Raw genomic sequence first — 16,817 nt, 5'->3', positions numbered from 1 at the left:
TTATAACACCCCCCCCCCCCCCCCCCAACCCCAGCTCCCACAGGGTTCGGCACCGGCAGTAACAAATCACAATAATAAAGGGGCACACCACGTGACCACACCCGACAACGGTTTTGCAGAGATCACCCACCGCGAACTGGGCCTGCGGCGCCAGCTCACTTCCGGCCAGATGAGTATGATCGCCATCGGTGGCGCCATCGGCACCGGGCTGTTCATGGGCAGCGCCTATGCCATCGGCTATGCCGGGCCCAGCGTGCTGGTGAGCTACGCCATCGGCGCGCTGATCACCTTGCTGTTGATGGGCTGCCTGGCGGAGATGACGGTGGCGCATTCCACCTCGGGCTCATTCGGCGCGTACGCCGAGTTCTACATCAGCCCGCTGGCCGGGTTTCTGGTGCGTTACGCCTACTGGGCCGCGATTGTGCTGGCGGTGGGCGCCGAGGTCACGGCGGTGGCGATGTACATGAAGTACTGGTTTGCCAACGTGCCGGAATGGGTGTGGATCGTGTCGTTTTCCAGCGTGCTGATCCTGCTCAATGCGATCAGCGTGAAGACCTTCGGCAATTTCGAATACTGGTTTTCGACGATCAAGATCAGCGCCATCGTCGGCTTCATCATCCTTGCGGTGTACGTGGTGTTCGGCTCCGGCAACCCGGCGTACGGCGTGCAGAACTACACCGCCCACGACGGCTTTTTCCCGCATGGCTTGAGCGGCATGTGGATCGCGGTGATCGTGTCGATCTTCAGTTACTTGAGCGTGGAGATGATCGCGGTGGCCGCCGGTGAAGCCGCCGACCCGGAACAGGCAGTGAAGAAAGCCTTTCGCGCGACCATCGTGCGGCTGGTGGTGTTTTACCTGCTGACCCTGGCGCTGATGCTGGCCATCGTGCCGTGGAACCAGGCCGGTCAGACCCAGAGCCCGTTCGTCACGGTGATGCAGACCATCGGCATTCCCGGCGCCACCGGGGTAATGAATTTTGTGATTCTGATTGCGGCGCTGTCGGCGATGAACAGCCAGCTCTACATCACCACGCGCATGATATTCAGCCTCGCGCGCGCAGGCTTTGCGCCCAAGTCGATGGGCGCCTTGAGCAAGAGTGGGATTCCGCTGAACGCCTTGCTGTTGTCCAGCTCGGGCATCGCCCTGGCGACCTTGCTGAACGTGGTGTACCCGGAAAGCTCGTTTACGCTGATGATGGCGATCTCAATGTTCGGCGCGATCTTCACCTGGTTCATGATCTTCCTCACGCACCTGTTTTTCCGCCGTTATCGCAAGCGCCATGGCGGGGCGAAATTGTCGTTCCAACTGCGCTTGTTCCCCTACAGCACGCTGCTGGGCCTGGTGTTGATGGGCGCGGTGATGATCACCACGTACTTCACCGAGGCGTTCAAAATGACGCTGGTGTTTGGCGTGCCGTTCCTGATGATTCTGTCGGCGGTGTATTACGGGTTTTTCCGCAAGGGCAGGGCGAGGGCGTCGAACAAAGCCTTGGCGTAACCGGGCAATTGTTCGAAGGAGCGCGCGCACAACAGCAGCGTGCGGCGGGCCCACTCTTCATGCAGCGGTTGGGCTTTGAAGCGGCGCTGCAGCGGCCAGCGCTCCAGTGCCGCTTGGGGCACGATGCCCAGGCCGGCGCCGCCCGCGACCATGCGAATCAACCCATCAAAACCATCGGCGCGGATGCGGGTTTGCAGGCGAAAGCCCGCGTGCAGCGCCTGTTCCTCCAAATACACCGCCAATGCGCTGTTGGCGGCCAGGCCGACGTAGTCGTATTGCAGGCTGTCGATGAAACTCGCGGTCGTCAGCGGATGGTCGAGGGGCATGATCAGTACGAGCGGGTCGTCGCGAAAGGGCAGGGTTTGCAGGCCGTGGGTGTCCACTGCGTCGGAAATGATGCCCAGGTCCGCGGTGCCCTGGCGCAAGGCCTGTGTGATGCGCAGGCTCGGCAACTCTTGCAGGTCGATATCGAGGTTGGGGTGTTCGCGCAGAAAATCGGCAAGCAATTCCGGCAGGTATTCACTCAGGGCGGTGGTATTGCACAGCAGGCGCACCTGGCCTTTGACGCCACTGGCGTATTCGGCGAGGTCTTGTTGCAGGTGTTCGGCTTGTTGCAGCAGCAAGCGCGCGTGGCGGGCCAGGGCTTTGCCCGCGGGTGTGGGTGTGACGCCCCGGCGGCCGCGCTCAAGAAATTCGATGCCCAATGACGCTTCCATCGCACGGATGCGCGCACTGGCGGCGGCCAGGGATAAATGGCTGCGCGCCGCGCCGGCGGTGATGTTGCCGGTGTCGAGGATGTGCAGGTAGAGGCGCAGGTCGATCAGGTCAAAGTGCATGGCTGAAGCTCTTCGGTGACTGGGCTGGCGCCTTCGCGAGCAAGCCCGCTCCCACAGTTGAAACGCATTCCAAATGTGGGAGCTGGCTTGCCTGCGATAGCGATCTGAGCCTCACGCAAAACAAGAGGCTGCCTCAGTATATGGCGAATTTTCATAACCGCCTTAACGTCGCACAATCCCCCCATGACTACCTTCCTGGCGTACTACCAAAACCTCGGCGCGGCCCTGACCCTATTGGTTATCGGCACCTTCCTGCTGGCCGGCACCGTCAAAGGCGTGATTGGCCTGGGCCTGCCCACCGTGGCCATGGGCATGCTCGGCCTGGCTATGCTTCCGGCGCAGGCTGCGGCATTGCTGATCATTCCCTCAACGGTGACCAACCTCTGGCAACTGGCATTCGGCGGCCACTTGAGCGCGTTGCTCAAACGCCTGTGGCCGATGCTGGTGCTGATTTTCCTCGGCACCGGGCTCGGCACGCTATGGCTGGGCATGGACGGCGGCCATTGGGTCGTTCGCGCGTTGGGGGGCGCGCTGCTGGTGTATGCGTTGAGTGGGTTGTTTCTGCCCACGTTCACGGTGCAGCCTCACACCGAGCGCTGGCTGGGGCCGGTGTGCGGGCTGGTCACCGGCATCATCACCTCGGCCACCGGCGTGTTCGTGATTCCCGCCGTGCCGTATCTGCAAGCCTTGGGCTTGAACCGTGATCAGTTGGTGCAGGCGCTGGGGCTGTCGTTCACCGTTTCCACCTTGGCGCTGGCGGCGGGGCTGGCGTGGCGTGGCACCCTCGGCGGCGGCGAAATGAATGCCTCCCTACTGGCCCTGGTGCCTGCGCTGTTGGGCATGTGGCTGGGCCAGGCACTGCGTCAGCGCATCAGCGCGGTGCTGTTCAAACGGGTATTTTTTATCGGCATGGCGCTGTTGGGCGGTCATTTGCTGATCAGTGGTTAAATCAAGAGTGCGGCGTTATTCGTGCGTTTGGGTCAAATGTATTTTGCCGCACTGCTGCTTATTCCAAGGGTTGAATGTCGATAGCCTGCCGGCAGACATTTTCAGCCCTTTGGATTCCTTCCCATGAAAAAAGTACTCCTGCTCAACGGCGGCAAGAAATTCGCCCATTCCGACGGCCGCTATAACGCCACCCTGCATGAAGCCGCCGTGGCGGTGCTGGACCGTGGCGGTATCGACGTCAAAGTCACCCACATCGATGAAGGCTACGACGTGGCCGAAGAAGTCGCCAAATTTCTCTGGGCCGATGTGATCATCTACCAGATGCCCGGCTGGTGGATGGGCGCGCCGTGGATCGTCAAAAAGTACATCGATGAAGTCTTCACCGAAGGCCACGGCAGCCTGTATGCCAGCGATGGCCGTACGCGTGCCGATGCGTCGCAAAAATACGGCAGCGGTGGTCTGGTCCAGGGCAAACAGTACATGTTGTCGTTGACCTGGAACGCGCCGCAGCAAGCCTTCGACGACCCGACCGATTTCTTCGAAGCCAAGGGCGTGGACGCGGTGTACTTCCCGTTCCACAAGGCCAACGAGTTCCTCGGCATGACCGGCCTGCCGACCTTCCTGTGCGTAGACGTGATGAAACGCCCGGCCATCGAGGCGGACGTGGCGCGCTACGAGCAGCATCTGGCGCAGGTGTTTAACCTGTCGGTGTAAGCTGCTACCCACCGATCAAGAAGGACAGCCTGTGAAAGCCCGATCCGATGAGTTACAGATCTTCGTCAGCGTGATTGAGTGCGGTTCGATTTCCGCCGCGGCGGAGCAGGTCGGGCAGACGCCGTCGGCGGTCAGCCGCACCTTGTCGCGCCTGGAAGCCAAGCTCGACACCACGCTGATCAACCGCACCACGCGGCGCATGGACCTGACCGAAGAGGGCAAGTACTTCTTCGAGCAGGCCAAGGTGATTCTGGCGCAGATGGATGATCTGGAAGAGCGCCTGTCGTCGCGCCAGAAAAACCCGGCCGGGCGGCTGCGCATCAACGCCGCCGTGCCCTTCATGCTGCACGGGATCGTGCCGTACATCGCCGAGTTTCGCAGCCTCTACCCGGACATCCAGCTGGAGCTGAACAGCGATGACTTGATCATCGACCTGCTGGAACAGAGCACCGACATTGCCATCCGTATCGGCGCCCTGGCCGACTCCACGTTGCATGCCCGTTCCCTTGGCTGCACGCCGCTGCATATCCTCGCCAGCCCCGACTACCTCAAGCAACACGGCACGCCGACCACGGTGGCCGAGTTGGCGGACCATACGTTGCTGGGCTTCACCCAGACCGAAACCCTCAACCATTGGCCGTTGCGCCATGTGGAAGGTGACCGTTGGCTGATCCAGCCGAGCATCGCTGCCTCCAGTGGCGAAACCCTGCGCCAGTTGGCGCTGGAAGGGCAGGGCATTTGCTGCCTGTCGAACTTCATGACGGTCGAAGACATCAATGCCGGGCGGCTGGTGCCGGTGCTGGAGGCGTTTAACAGTGGTTATCGCCAGCCGATCCACGCAGTGTTCTATCGCAACTCGCAATTGGCGTTGCGTATCCAGTGTTTCCTGGACTTCATTCAGACCAAGCTGGCGCGGTATGCCTGCTGATTCGTGACCTGTGCGCAAGATTGAATTGGGCAATACGGTCTTATTCGACAGGGATGAGTCCTCGATACTGGACCCATCACTTATCCCGTCAGGAGCACACTCCATGAATGTATTCGTTACCGGCGCAGCAGGTTTTATCGGCGGCTCCATCGCCACTGGCCTGGTCAAGGCTGGCCACGCCATTACCGGCCTGGTGCGCAGCGCCGAACAAGCCGCTGAAATGAAAACCCTGGGCATCACGCCCGTGATCGGCACCCTGGATGACTCGGCCGTGTTGACCGAGCAGGCTTCGAAGGCCGATGCAGTTATCAACGCCGCCAGCAGCGACCATCGCGCTGCCGTCGAAACCTTGCTGGCCGCCTTGAAGGGCTCGAACAAGCCCTTCCTGCACACCAGCGGTTCGAGCATCGTTGGCGATGCGTCGGGCGGTAAGGCCAGCGATGTCATCTACTTTGAAGACAACCTGCCGGAGCCGACCGTCGACAAGGCTGCGCGCGTGGCCATCGATAACCTGATTCTGGCGGCGGCCAAAGACGGCGTGAATTCGGCGGTGATCTGCAACACCCTGATTTATGGTCACAGCCTGGGTGTGAAGCGTGACAGCGTGCAATTGCCGCGGCTGCTCAAGCAGGCGCGCAAAAGTGGCGTGGTGCGCCATGTGGGCACTGGGCAGAACATCTGGTCCAACGTGCACATCGAAGACGTGGTAGCGCTGTACCTGCTGGCGCTTGAGAAGAATGTGCCGGGCACCTTCTACTTTGTGGAAAGCGGTGAAGCGGCGTTTGTCGACATGACCACTGCTATTGCCGAAGCGTTGAAGCTGGGCAAGCCGCAGGATTGGCCGTTGGCGGATGCTGAAGCCGAGTGGGGCTATGAAATGGCCAACTATGGCCTGGGCTCCAACAGCCGCGTGCGGGGCAAGCATGCCCGTGAACTGCTGGGCTGGGCGCCGAAGCGTACGTCGGTGGTGGAGTGGATTCGCAACGAAATGGTGTGATGTTCGCTTAGCACCGCGGTGCTGCCTTCGCGGGCAAGCCCGGCTCCCACATTGACCGAGTGTTGCTTGAATGACTCGGTCAATGTGGGAGCTGGCTTGCCTGCGATGAAGGCGCCTCGGTCATTTGTTGTTACGCTTTACTGGCCCCACTCCCTGCAATTCCGTACCATTCCCCGCCTTATTCCCCGCAACGCCCTGGTACCTCATGAACCTCACTCGTCTGCGCGCCGATGCCCTGGCCGGCCTCACCACGTCCTTTGCGCTGCTGCCCGAATGCATCGCCTTTGCCCTGGTCGCCCACCTCAACCCGCTGATGGGGCTCTACGGCGCCTTTATCATTTGCACCCTCACCGCGTTATTCGGTGGCCGGCCCGGCATGGTCTCGGGTGCCGCCGGTTCGATGGCGGTGGTGATCGTCGCGCTGGTGGTGCAACACGGCGTGGAGTACTTGTTGGCCACGGTGTTGCTGGGCGGGCTGATCATGGTCGCGTTCGGCGTGTTGCGCCTGGGCAAGCTGGTGCGCATGGTGCCGCACCCGGTGATGCTCGGTTTCGTCAACGGCCTGGCGATCATCATCGCCTTGGCGCAACTGGAACATTTCAAAAGCGGCGAAAGCTGGCTCAGCGGCACGCCGTTATACGTGATGATCGGCCTGGTGGCGGTGACCATGGCGATTGTCTATTTGCTGCCGCGCCTGACGCGCGCCGTGCCGCCCGCGCTGGTGGCGATCCTCGGCGTCGGTTTGGCCGTGTACCTGCTCGGCCTGCCAACCCGCACACTGGGTGACATGGCGCACATCGCCGGTGGCCTGCCGACCTTCGCGCTGCCGCAAATTCCCTGGACCCTGGAAACCCTCGGCATCATCGCGCCCTATGCGTTCCTGATGGCGATGGTCGGCTTGCTGGAAACCCTGCTGACCTTGAACCTCACCGACGAAATCACCGAGACCCGTGGCTACCCTGACCGCGAAAGCGTGGCCCTGGGCGCGGCGAATATGGTCTCGGGCCTGTTCGGCGGCATGGGCGGTTGCGCGATGATCGGGCAAACCGTGATCAACTTGAGCTCTGGCGGGCGCGGGCGTTTCTCCGGGGTGTTTGCCGGGGTGATGATCCTGTTGTTCATTTTGTTTCTGTCGCCGCTGATCGAGCGGATTCCGCTGGCGGCGCTGGTGGGCGTGATGTTTGTGGTGTCGCAGCAGACCTTCGCCTGGGCGTCGTTGCGGGTGATCAACAAAGTGCCGGTCAATGATGTGCTGGTGATTCTGGCGGTGACGGTAATTACCGTGTTTACCGACCTGGCCACGGCCGTGCTGTGCGGCATTGTGATTGCGGCGCTGAACTTCGCCTGGCAACAGGCGCGCGAGCTGTATGCCGATGAACATCTGGAGGCCGACGGCAGCAAGCTGTACCGCCTGCATGGCACGTTGTTCTTTGCCTCGACCACGCCGTTTCTGAACCAGTTCGACCCGGCCAACGACCCGGCTCAGGTAACGCTGGATTGCCGTCACCTGAGCTTTGTTGACTACTCGGCGATTGCCGCGCTGATGACCTTGCGAGAGCGCTACAGCAAGGCCGGCAAACATCTGCGGGTGCTGCATTTGTCCGAGCGCTGCAAGAAGCTGTTAAAGCGTGCGCGCGTTCATCATGAGTAACTGATCACGGCCCGACCAGGTCTTCGAGTTCCTGTGCGCGGGTCTGGGTCATGTCCAGCACGCAGCCGGAGCCGTTGACCTGGTCGATGGTGCCGCCCGTGGCACTGCCTGCGAAGGCGCAATTGGCGTCACGGTATTTGAGCCACAGGCGCTGCACGTCCTGCAGCTTCTGCTTGCGGTCGCCTTCCTGGGCGGCCAGGGCGGTTTTATAGGCTTTGTTCAGGCGGTCGTCCTGGACCTTGGTTTCCTTGACGTTGCAATTGACCATGTCGACGGTGGTGTTGGCGCTGTCCATGCATTTTTTCAGCGCCGCATTCTCGGCGGCCGAGGCGCTGCTGCAGAACGCCAGCAACAGCGCGCTGGCGGCGAAAGGAACAAGCAGAGTCTTGCGATTCATTGTCGGGATTCCTGAACGACGGTAGGGCTGCCCTCTCAGACTCGGCCCCTGCGGTTGAGTTTCGGCGCGGCAAAAACTTCATGTAAGAACACCCCTCGGATTTTCATTGGCTGGCGCTGGGCATGTCCCCAAGCGACAGCACTTATCCGTGGGCGAAAATTACTTTCATAGAAATTGAAAATTTAATCGAGGAATGATTTATGAGTTTCACAACCAATTCGACGTGACCCTTTCCAAGGAGTACCGCATGGCCGCACCACTGGGCTTGGGGCTGTTGGCATACGCTGCCATCGCCATCATTGCATTGATCGTGCTGATCGCACGTTACCGACTCAACCCATTTATCGTCATCACCTTGGTGTCCATTGGCCTGGCGCTGATGGCCGGCATGCCGGCGGACACCATCATGGGCTCGTACGAGGCGGGCGTGGGTAAAACCCTGGGGCACATTGCCCTGGTGGTGGCGCTGGGCACCATGCTCGGCAAGATGATGGCCGAGTCCGGCGGCGCCGAGCAGGTGGCGCGTACGCTGATCAACCGTTTCGGCGAGCGCAATGCGCACTGGGCGATGGTGTGTATTGCCTTCCTGGTGGGGCTGCCGCTGTTTTTCGAGGTCGGTTTTGTGTTGCTGGTGCCGATTGCCTTTACCGTGGCGCGACGTGTGGGCGTGTCGATTCTGATGGTCGGCTTGCCGATGGTCGCCGGTTTGTCGGTGGTGCATGCGCTGGTGCCGCCGCACCCGGCGGCGATGATGGCGGTGCTGGCGTATAACGCCTCGGTTGGGCAGACCGTGCTGTATGCAATTTTGATCGGTATTCCCACGGCCATCATCGCCGGCCCGTTGTACGCCAAGTTCATCGTGCCGCGTATTCACCTGCCGGCGCAGAACCCGCTGGAACGCCAGTTTATCGAGCGCGAGCCGCGCACCCGTCTGCCGAGCTTTACGTTGACCATGGGCACCATCCTGTTGCCGGTGGTGCTGATGATGATCGGCGGCTGGGCCAATGTGATTTCTACACCCGGCACTGGCTTTAACCAGTTCCTGCTGTTTATCGGCAACTCGGTGATCGCGCTGTTGGTGGCCACCTTGGTGAGCTTCTGGACCTTGGGCCTGGCCCAGGGTTTCAACCGCGAGGCGATCCTCAAGTTCACCAACGAATGCCTGGCACCGACCGCCAGCATCACCTTGCTGGTGGGCGCCGGTGGTGGCTTGAATCGCATTTTGGTGGACGCGGGCGTCACCAATGAAATTCTCGGCCTGGCCCACGCCTTCCATCTGTCGCCGCTGGTGATGGGCTGGTTGTTTGCTGCGCTGATGCGCATCGCCACCGGCTCGGCCACCGTGGCCATGACCACGGCCTCCGGTGTGGTCGCGCCCGTCGCCATGGGCCTGGGTTATCCACACCCTGAGTTGCTGGTGCTGGCGACTGGCGCGGGTTCGGTGATCTTTTCCCACGTCAACGACGGCGGCTTCTGGCTGATCAAGGAATACTTCAATATGACGGTGATCCAGACCTTCAAGACCTGGACCGTGCTGGAGACGTTGATCTCGGTGGTCGCGTTCGGTCTGACTTACGGTCTGTCGCTTGTTTTATGAGCCTCATTTGTAATCCGGAGCCCCGATGGACATCCTCTACCAGATCCGCGCCCGCCAGGACTCCTTCAGCGCCGGCGAAGGACGTATCGCCAAGCTGATGCTCGATGACGTGGGCTTTGCCGCGTCGGCCAGCCTGGAGGAGTTGTCCCAACGCGCCGAAGTCAGCACAGCGACCTTGTCGCGGTTTGCCCGCAGCGTCGGCTGCCGCGACTTGCGCGATTTACGCTTGCAACTGGCCCAGGCCAGCGGGGTGGGCAGCCGCTTCCTGGACCCGGCGGGGTTGCCGGAGCAGTCGGCGTTTCATCGGCAGATTCTCGGCGATATCGAACTGACCTTGCGTCAGCATCTGTCGGGGTTCAACCAGGCGAGTTTTGTCGATGCCGTCAGCCTGTTGGGCAAGGCGCGGATGATTCACGCATTCGGCATGGGCGGCCCGTCGAGCCTGTGCAGTGAAGAGTTGCAAGTGCGACTGGTGCGCCTGGGTTACCCGATTGCCGCTTGCCGCGACCCGGTGATGATGCGCGTCACCGCCGCGACCTTGGGCCCTGAGCAGGCTCTGATCGTGTGCTCGCTCTCTGGCCTCACGCCCGAGTTGTTGGACGTGGTGAGGCTGGCGCGCAATTACGATGCGCCCATCGTCGCCATCACCTTGGCCGATTCACCACTGGCGCAGCTGGCGGACGTGTTGTTGCCGCTGCAGCCGGCCGAAACCAGTTTTATCTACAAGCCCACCGCGGCGCGCTACGGAATGCTGTTGGCCATCGACCTGCTCGCCACCGAGCTGGCGCTGGTCATGCCGGACGAGAACCAGGAACGCCTGCGCCGGATCAAGCTGGCCCTGGACGATTATCGCGGCGGCCCCGATAGCCTGCCGCTTGGAGATTGATATGAAGTACGACACGCTGATTCGCCAGGCGCTGATCATTGATGGCAGCAACACTCCAGGTTATGTCGCCGATGTAGGGCTGCGTGACGGGCGTATCGAGACAATCGGCGACCTGGCGACTGCGCAGGCCGAGCATGAGATCGAGGCGCAGGGTCGTGTGCTGGCGCCGGGGTTTATTGACGTGCACACCCACGACGACACGGTGGTGATCCGCCATCCGCAGATGCTGCCCAAACTCAGCCAGGGCGTGACCACGGTGATTGTCGGCAACTGCGGCATCAGCGCCTCGCCGGTGACGTTGCGCAGCGATCCGCCGGACCCGATGAACCTGCTGGGCACGCGTGAGGCGTTCGCTTACCCGCGGTTTGCCGATTACCGCGCTGCTGTGGAAAGCGCTCATCCGACGGTCAATGTCGCGGCGTTGATCGGCCATACGGCGCTGCGCAGCAACCATATGGATGACCTGCACCGTACCGCCACGCCGGATGAAATCGGTGCCATGCGTGTGCAGTTGCGAGCAAGTCTTGAGGCTGGCGCGCTGGGTTTATCCACAGGCCTGGCCTACGCCAGCGCGTTTAATGCCCAGACCGATGAAGTGCTGCAACTCAGTGAAGAACTGACGGCGTTTGGTGCGGTGTACACCACGCATTTGCGCAGCGAATTCGAGCCCGTGCTGGAAGCGATGGACGAAGCGTTTTTGATCGGCCGACACGCCAAGGCACCAGTGATTATTTCCCACCTCAAGTGCGCCGGTGCGGGCAACTGGGGGCGCAGTCCGCAGCTGTTGGCGTCGCTGGAACTGGCTGCAAAAACCCACCCGGTGGGCTGTGATTGTTATCCCTATGCGGCCAGCTCTTCGACCCTGGACCTCAAGCAGGTCACCGATGCGTTTCGCATCACCATCACCTGGTCGACGCCGCACCCGGAAGTCGGCGGGCGCGACTTGCAGGATATTGCCGCCGAGTGGGACGTTTCGCTGCTGGACGCAGCACGTCGCCTGCAACCGGCGGGGGCGGTGTACTACGGAATGGATGAGGAGGATGTACGACGCATCCTCGCGCATCCGCTGTCGATGGTGGGCTCTGATGGCTTGCCGGAAGACCCGTTCCCGCATCCACGCTTGTGGGGCGCGTTTCCACGGGTGTTGGGGCATTTCAGCCGGGACGTGGGGTTGTTCCCGCTGCACACGGCGGTGCACAAGATGACCGGGCTGTCGGCGGCGCGCTTTGGCTTGGCCGAGCGTGGGGAAATTCGTCAAGGGTATTGGGCTGACCTGGTGTTGTTCGACCCATTGCGGGTGCGCGACGTGGCGGACTTCAAGGCGCCACAACGCGCGGCTGAAGGCATTGACGGCGTGTGGATCAATGGTGTGTTGAGCTACAGCGAGGGGCAGGCCAATGGTCAGCGGCCAGGGCGGTTTTTGGCGCGCAATGGGGATTTGCGTGGTGGGTTTTCGACTCTATAGTGGGCGCTTTCATACACGGAGCTGTCGTCATGCACTTAGGAAAAGTCACCCCCATTCTGCGGATATTCGACGAAGTCAAAGCGTTGGAATTCTACGTCGACTTCCTCGGGTTCACGGTCGACTGGCAGCATCGCTTCGAAGCGAATTTCCCGTTGTATCTGCAGGTGTCGTTGGGTGAGTGCGTGCTGCATTTGTCCGAGCATCATGGCGATGCGTCGCCGGGGTCAGCGGTGCGGATTCAGGCGCAAGGCGTGGACGCGTATCAGCAGCAATTGCTGGCCAAGGATTATCGGTATGCCAAGCCTGGCGTTGAAAAAACGCCGTGGGGCTCGCGGGAGATGAGCATCGGCGATCCGTTTGGTAATCGGCTGGTGTTTGTCGAGGAAGGCGAGGGCTGACAGGGCAATTGCAGGCAATAAAAAACCGCCTTAGTAGGGCGGTTTTTTATTGCAAACCCAGTGAGTGGCTGGGGTTGCTGTCTCAAAGGACGCATCGACCCGCGGGTGGATACTACCTGCCAGTCACATCGTCACGCAAGACGGAAAGGATGGTTGGCAGGGAGCGCTGTTCGGGCTTTGTCCCTGGACAGATTTGATCGCAAAAGCTTGCAATGAATCTATCGATAAATGCTGGATGTTTGACCACTGTTGGACACACCTCCGGCAGGAATGTTGGTTAGGCTCTTCCTCGTTCTGCGTTTGTCGCTTTTCAGGTGAGCCGGGTATGCGCGCGAATTCTGGACCGACCGCCACGGGCTAGTAATCCGTGCCGGATTGATGCGGAAGGACCACTAGCCCGGCCACCTCAAAGGACGCATTGACCCGCGTCCAAAGGCTCACGTGTTCCGGTAAGTGCGCTGGAGGTAAGGCCCAACGCTTGGAGGGCCGAGTATGTCTAAGTTTGCACGACGTACGTGGAACCTCGTAGTGAGTGCCCTGCGTGTTTATCACGTGTGGACATTCCTGCGGGACAGCTTCGATGACTTTTAAGGTCTGAGAAGTGGAGCCGCCTCGGTTTCGGCCGAGGCGGCTTTTTGGTTTTTTAAACCCGGAAGTGGCTGACCATCTGCTGCAATTGGCTGCCCAAACGCGCCAGTTCCACGCTCGACTTGGCCGTTTCGTCGCTCGCCGTTGCGGTCTGCTCGGACACATCACGCACGTTCACAATGCTGCGGCTGATCTCTTCGGCCACGGCACTTTGCTGCTCGGCCGCGGCTGCAATCTGCTGGTTCATCGACTGGATGTTCGACACCGTACGGGTGATATTTTCCAGCGACACACCCGCTTTGCGCGTCAGCTCAACGCTGCTGTCGGTGAGGCTGCGGCTGTTGTTCATCACGGTGGCCACTTGCTGAGTGCCGTTCTGCAGGCCGGCGACCAGGCCTTCGATTTCTTCGGTGGATTTTTGTGTGCGCTGGGCCAGGCCACGCACTTCGTCGGCGACCACGGCAAAGCCGCGACCGGCTTCACCGGCACGCGCTGCTTCAATCGCGGCGTTGAGTGCCAGCAGGTTGGTTTGCTCGGCCACGGCCTTGATCACGTCCATTACGCTGCCGATCTTGTTGCTCTCTTGCTGCAGGTGCGTCATGGCGTCGGTGGAGCGTGCCACTTCAGCAGCGAGGCGTTCGATCTGGGCGATGGCCTCGGCCACCACTTTGTCGCCCGCGCGGGCTTGGCCGTCGGCGTCGGCAGCGGCCAGCGAGGCTTGCTCGGCGTTGCGTGCGACTTCCTGCACGGTAGCCGTCATTTCGTGCATCGCCGTGGCGACTTGGTCGGTCTCGATCTTCTGGCTGTTGACGCCGGCACTGGTCTGCTCGGTAACGGCCGACAGTTCTTCGGCGGCGCTGGCGATTTGGGTTACGCCGTCGCGAATACCGCTGATTAATTCACGCAGGGTGGTGCCCATGCGCTGGATGCCTTGTTGCAATACGCCCAACTCGTCACGACGGGTCACCTGGATGTTGTGGCTCAGGTCGCCGGAAGCGATGCGCTCCACCACGGCCAGGGTGTCCTGGATCGGGCGAGTGATCTGACGGGTAATCACCAGTGCCGCAATGATGCCGACCAGCAGGGCAAGCAAGGTGCTGATCAGTTGCAGGCTGCGGGCCTGGGTACTTTCGGCGTCACGGCGATTCAGTTGAATGTCGTACAGCTTGTCGCTGATGGTGACGATATCGGCGCCTTGGGTGGTCATTTCCGCACGGGCACTGACGATGTTGGCGTTGGCCGCCTTGTAACTTTGCACGGCGCTGCGATAGGCGCCGAGCGCGGTTTCCAGCGAGGTCAACGCGCTTTGTTGGCTGGCGCCGAGTGCGGCGCTGAGATTTTTCAAACCACTGATGGCTTTTTCAATCTGTGCGGCGGCGCGGGCTTCGGTCTCTGCGCTGGGATTGTAGGTGTAGCCGCGCACTTCATAGCGGCTCAACTGGAACTCTTCCTTGGCGCGCGTGACGGCCTGGTACTGGGTGAAGCGCTCCGGACTGTCGGGCATCTGCTGCACACTGGTTTCCAGCGCGTCGATCTGGGTCTTGGCGATGTCGGCCTTGTCGCCCATGACCTGGCGCGCGGCGTTACCGTTACGGTAGGCCTCGCGCATTTTGTTCAGGGACTGCTGGTACGCGGTGATGACGGCTTTCTGCTCGTTGAGCAGCTTGAGGTTTTCCGGGCTCTTGAAGCTGTCCAGCAGTTTCTGTTGCTGGGCGGCGAAGGCGTCGAGACTGGTCTGTACGTTCTGTGCCACGGCTTCGTCGCCTTTGGCCAGCATGTATTGCAGGCGCACGATGCGCAGCTTGGTCAGCGAGGCATTGAGCTGGGTGATGTCGCTCATCCAGTTGCTGCGGTCGATCAGGCCGCCCAGGCTGGTCCAGCCGGTCAGTGCCAGGATTGACGTGAGGACCAGCACCAGGCCGAAGCCCAGGCCGAGTTTGAGGTTGACGCTGATGTTGCCGAACCAGCTATTCATCGAATGCTCCGCAAGAATGATGTGTGTCTGCTGGACGGTGTTGTTGTTTGAGCCAGCCAAAGTGTGTAGGGCTGTATCGGCGCAGGCGGGGGATTCTGAAATGTTTTTAATCTGGGTGCGACAAAGGGTCGCCATCGCCGTAGAGCAATCGATTCCCTGCCGGCCCTCAGAGGCCGGGGACGGGGGGCTCATCATCGGCGGGTCTTGTGTGCTAGTCTGCTGGCCCTTTTAGTTCAGGGCCGCCACGCAAAACAGCGTTTTTCGTAATGGCCCTACAGCGGAGCCTCTTCATGTCCGAAGTTAATCTGTCCACCGACGAAACCCGCGTCAGCTACGGTATCGGCCGTCAGTTGGGCGACCAACTGCGCGACAACCCGCCACCGGGCGTGAGCATCGACGCCATCCTGGCTGGCCTGACCGACGCGTTCGCTGGCAAGCCAAGCCGCGTTGACCAAGAGCAAATGGCGGCCAGCTTCAAAGTTATCCGTGAAATCATGCAAGCCGAAGCGGCTGCCAAGGCTGAAGCCGCGGCTGGCGCTGGCCTGGCGTTCCTGGCTGAAAACGCCAAGCGTGATGGCATCACTACCCTGGCTTCCGGCCTGCAGTTTGAAGTACTGACTGCCGGTACAGGCGCCAAGCCGACCCGTGAAGACCAAGTGCGTACTCACTACCACGGCACCCTGATCGACGGCACTGTGTTCGACAGCTCTTACGAGCGCGGCCAGCCTGCAGAATTCCCGGTTGGCGGCGTGATCGCCGGCTGGACCGAAGCCCTGCAACTGATGAATGCCGGCAGCAAATGGCGTCTGTACGTGCCGAGCGAACTGGCTTACGGCGCTCAAGGCGTTGGCAGCATCCCGCCGCACAGCGTTCTGGTGTTCGACGTCGAGCTGCTCGACGTTCTGTAAGACCTGATAGCACTGGCATCGGCTTTATGTGGGAGCCGGGCTTGCCCGCGATGCAGACGACTCGGTCTGACGCCTTACCGAGTTGAGGCTATCGCAGGCAAGCCAGCTCCCACATAGGGCCTGTGTGTTGGCTCGCTCATGGATGGAACTTGCCATTGACCTCAGTCGTCGGGCGCAACGCTCGGGCATAGCAGAACAGAAACAGATTACGCACCACTTCCTTCAGCACCCCAGGTTCACTGGAACTCAGGCCATTCACGTCCAGATCGCCCTGGTCCTGCAGCTCATTCAGCGCTTCTTCTTCCAGCACTGCACAGACTTCACCGGTTTCCCGATGCAGGATTCGCAGGTATGGGTGTGGGCGGTCCAGCCAGGCATCTATCAAATAAGTCATGAGTCGTTCTCCTTGATGGGTTTCAATGAGAATAATTCTTATTCGTAGAATAGCAAGTGCCTATTGGAGGTTTCCTGGTTTTTCTGTGTGGATATTGCGCGTGATCAACGCAGAGGGCGAAACGCCATCCCGCGGTGGGCGCGGGATGGAGGCAGCAGATTCAGACTTTGCGCACAAACTCGGACTTGAGTTTCATCGGGCCGATACCGTCGATCTTGCAATCGATGTCGTGATCGCCGTTGCACAGGCGGATGTTTTTGACCTTGGTGCCCACCTTGACCACCAGGGAAGTGCCCTTGACCTTGAGGTCTTTGATCACGGTAATGGTGTCGCCGTCTTGCAGGACGTTGCCTACAGAGTCTTTCTTCACGGTTTCATCACCGGCTGCTTCGGCCTCGCCATTGGCGGACCACTCATGGGCGCATTCCGGGCAGATCAGCTGGGCGCCATCTTCGTAGGTGTATTCAGAATTGCATTTTGGGCAGGGTGGCAACGTGCTCACTAAAGCTCCTTGAAAGTCAGGAATGGCTAAAGTCGCACATTATATAGGGATTTTAAGCGCGAGCGGGATAGTGGGTTGGCAATGGGATCTAGATGTGGGAGCGGGGGGGGGGGGGGGGGGGGGGGGGGGGGGGGG

15 protein-coding genes and 2 pseudogenes are annotated in these 16,817 nt (G+C 60.9%); 11 read left to right on the top strand and 6 right to left on the bottom strand.

The genetic code is table 11. The annotated features are described in order from the left end of the window. Positions 1 to 91: 91 nt before the first annotated feature. A complete protein-coding gene (locus NTD89_RS08260; RefSeq protein ID WP_262207060.1) occupies positions 92 to 1,498 on the top strand; it encodes an amino acid permease in 1,407 nt (468 codons plus the stop codon). Here NTD89_RS08260 and NTD89_RS08255 read toward each other — a convergent pair. Further along, positions 1,444 to 2,334, bottom strand: a complete 891-nt coding sequence (locus tag NTD89_RS08255) for a LysR substrate-binding domain-containing protein (RefSeq protein WP_262207059.1) — start codon at positions 2,332 to 2,334, stop codon at positions 1,444 to 1,446. The two genes, NTD89_RS08260 and NTD89_RS08255, sit on opposite strands and share 55 nt — an antisense overlap. A 183-nt stretch (positions 2,335 to 2,517) precedes the next feature. Between NTD89_RS08255 and NTD89_RS08250 the strand changes: the two genes are divergently transcribed. From NTD89_RS08250 to NTD89_RS08230, 5 genes are all read left to right on the top strand, one after another. Further along, positions 2,518 to 3,282: a sulfite exporter TauE/SafE family protein gene (locus NTD89_RS08250; RefSeq protein WP_262207057.1), complete on the top strand. Its 765-nt coding sequence runs from the start codon at positions 2,518 to 2,520 to the stop codon at positions 3,280 to 3,282. A gap of 123 nt (positions 3,283 to 3,405) precedes the next feature. Next, the gene (locus tag NTD89_RS08245; RefSeq protein ID WP_145164352.1) at positions 3,406 to 3,996 is read left to right on the top strand and encodes an NAD(P)H-dependent oxidoreductase; all 591 of its coding nucleotides are present in this window, start codon (positions 3,406 to 3,408) and stop codon (positions 3,994 to 3,996) included. A 31-nt stretch (positions 3,997 to 4,027) separates the two neighbouring features. Further along, positions 4,028 to 4,924, top strand: coding sequence for a LysR family transcriptional regulator (locus NTD89_RS08240; protein ID WP_242201134.1), 897 nt, complete (start codon positions 4,028 to 4,030; stop codon positions 4,922 to 4,924). Between the two features lie 103 nt (positions 4,925 to 5,027). Continuing rightward, a complete protein-coding gene (locus NTD89_RS08235) occupies positions 5,028 to 5,921 on the top strand; it encodes an NAD-dependent epimerase/dehydratase family protein (RefSeq protein ID WP_262207055.1) in 894 nt (297 codons plus the stop codon). A gap of 205 nt (positions 5,922 to 6,126) precedes the next feature. Continuing rightward, complete coding sequence (locus NTD89_RS08230; RefSeq protein ID WP_145164344.1) at positions 6,127 to 7,572, top strand: SulP family inorganic anion transporter; 1,446 nt, start codon at positions 6,127 to 6,129, stop codon at positions 7,570 to 7,572. Positions 7,573 to 7,576: 4 nt separating this feature from the next. Here NTD89_RS08230 and NTD89_RS08225 read toward each other — a convergent pair whose 3' ends face one another. Further along, positions 7,577 to 7,969 (bottom strand): lysozyme inhibitor LprI family protein, encoded by a 393-nt coding sequence (locus tag NTD89_RS08225; protein WP_262207053.1) that lies wholly within the window; start codon positions 7,967 to 7,969, stop codon positions 7,577 to 7,579. A gap of 247 nt (positions 7,970 to 8,216) precedes the next feature. Here NTD89_RS08225 and NTD89_RS08220 point away from each other — a divergent pair, with 247 nt between their 5' ends. Genes NTD89_RS08220 through NTD89_RS08205 form a run of 4 tightly spaced genes read left to right on the top strand, consistent with a single transcriptional unit; the run spans position 8,217 to position 12,315 of the window. Next, a complete protein-coding gene (locus tag NTD89_RS08220) occupies positions 8,217 to 9,566 on the top strand; it encodes a gluconate:H+ symporter (protein WP_242201127.1) in 1,350 nt (449 codons plus the stop codon). 25 nt (positions 9,567 to 9,591) lie between these two features. After that, on the top strand, positions 9,592 to 10,452 hold the full coding sequence (locus NTD89_RS08215; protein WP_119736703.1) for a MurR/RpiR family transcriptional regulator: 861 nt from the start codon (positions 9,592 to 9,594) through the stop codon (positions 10,450 to 10,452). Between the two features lies 1 nt (position 10,453). Then, complete coding sequence (locus NTD89_RS08210; protein ID WP_262207051.1) at positions 10,454 to 11,917, top strand: N-acyl-D-amino-acid deacylase family protein; 1,464 nt, start codon at positions 10,454 to 10,456, stop codon at positions 11,915 to 11,917. Between the two features lie 29 nt (positions 11,918 to 11,946). After that, positions 11,947 to 12,315, top strand: coding sequence for a VOC family protein (locus NTD89_RS08205; protein ID WP_262207050.1), 369 nt, complete (start codon positions 11,947 to 11,949; stop codon positions 12,313 to 12,315). Between the two features lie 643 nt (positions 12,316 to 12,958). Here the strand turns inward: NTD89_RS08205 and NTD89_RS29515 are convergent. Together NTD89_RS29515 and NTD89_RS29510 are read right to left on the bottom strand one after the other, a co-directional pair. Beyond that, positions 12,959 to 13,552, bottom strand: a pseudogene (locus NTD89_RS29515) (methyl-accepting chemotaxis protein); the annotation flags it as partial. A gap of 309 nt (positions 13,553 to 13,861) precedes the next feature. Beyond that, positions 13,862 to 14,878, bottom strand: a pseudogene (locus NTD89_RS29510) (methyl-accepting chemotaxis protein); the annotation flags it as partial. Between the two features lie 290 nt (positions 14,879 to 15,168). Between NTD89_RS29510 and NTD89_RS08195 the strand changes: the two are divergent. Continuing rightward, the gene (locus NTD89_RS08195; RefSeq protein WP_106578202.1) at positions 15,169 to 15,786 is read left to right on the top strand and encodes an FKBP-type peptidyl-prolyl cis-trans isomerase; all 618 of its coding nucleotides are present in this window, start codon (positions 15,169 to 15,171) and stop codon (positions 15,784 to 15,786) included. 136 nt (positions 15,787 to 15,922) lie between these two features. Here NTD89_RS08195 and NTD89_RS08190 read toward each other — a convergent pair whose 3' ends face one another. Together NTD89_RS08190 and NTD89_RS08185 are read right to left on the bottom strand one after the other, a co-directional pair. Then, positions 15,923 to 16,180, bottom strand: a complete 258-nt coding sequence (locus tag NTD89_RS08190; RefSeq protein ID WP_145164332.1) for a hypothetical protein — start codon at positions 16,178 to 16,180, stop codon at positions 15,923 to 15,925. Positions 16,181 to 16,340: 160 nt separating this feature from the next. After that, positions 16,341 to 16,682, bottom strand: a complete 342-nt coding sequence (locus tag NTD89_RS08185) for a zinc ribbon domain-containing protein YjdM (RefSeq protein ID WP_262207047.1) — start codon at positions 16,680 to 16,682, stop codon at positions 16,341 to 16,343. Positions 16,683 to 16,817 lie beyond the last annotated feature (135 nt).

The organism is Pseudomonas sp. 14P_5.3_Bac1 (assembly GCF_025466135.1).
Lineage (GTDB): Bacteria > Pseudomonadota > Gammaproteobacteria > Pseudomonadales > Pseudomonadaceae > Aquipseudomonas.
This window is presented reverse-complemented; position numbering and strand designations above follow the sequence as displayed.

Excerpts from the sequence above, each read along its gene's own strand:
- NTD89_RS08195 (WP_106578202.1), top strand. The coding sequence starts at position 15,169 with ATGTCCGAAGTTAATCTGTCCACCGACGAAACCCGCGTCAGCTACGGT.
- NTD89_RS08255 (WP_262207059.1), bottom strand. The coding sequence starts at position 2,334 with ATGCACTTTGACCTGATCGACCTGCGCCTCTACCTGCACATCCTCGAC.
- NTD89_RS08245 (WP_145164352.1), top strand. The coding sequence starts at position 3,406 with ATGAAAAAAGTACTCCTGCTCAACGGCGGCAAGAAATTCGCCCATTCC.
- NTD89_RS08190 (WP_145164332.1), bottom strand. The coding sequence starts at position 16,180 with ATGACTTATTTGATAGATGCCTGGCTGGACCGCCCACACCCATACCTG.
- NTD89_RS08210 (WP_262207051.1), top strand. The coding sequence starts at position 10,454 with ATGAAGTACGACACGCTGATTCGCCAGGCGCTGATCATTGATGGCAGC.
- NTD89_RS08205 (WP_262207050.1), top strand. The coding sequence starts at position 11,947 with ATGCACTTAGGAAAAGTCACCCCCATTCTGCGGATATTCGACGAAGTC.
- NTD89_RS08220 (WP_242201127.1), top strand. The coding sequence starts at position 8,217 with ATGGCCGCACCACTGGGCTTGGGGCTGTTGGCATACGCTGCCATCGCC.
- NTD89_RS08215 (WP_119736703.1), top strand. The coding sequence starts at position 9,592 with ATGGACATCCTCTACCAGATCCGCGCCCGCCAGGACTCCTTCAGCGCC.
- NTD89_RS08225 (WP_262207053.1), bottom strand. The coding sequence starts at position 7,969 with ATGAATCGCAAGACTCTGCTTGTTCCTTTCGCCGCCAGCGCGCTGTTG.
- NTD89_RS08230 (WP_145164344.1), top strand. The coding sequence starts at position 6,127 with ATGAACCTCACTCGTCTGCGCGCCGATGCCCTGGCCGGCCTCACCACG.
- NTD89_RS08250 (WP_262207057.1), top strand. The coding sequence starts at position 2,518 with ATGACTACCTTCCTGGCGTACTACCAAAACCTCGGCGCGGCCCTGACC.
- NTD89_RS08235 (WP_262207055.1), top strand. The coding sequence starts at position 5,028 with ATGAATGTATTCGTTACCGGCGCAGCAGGTTTTATCGGCGGCTCCATC.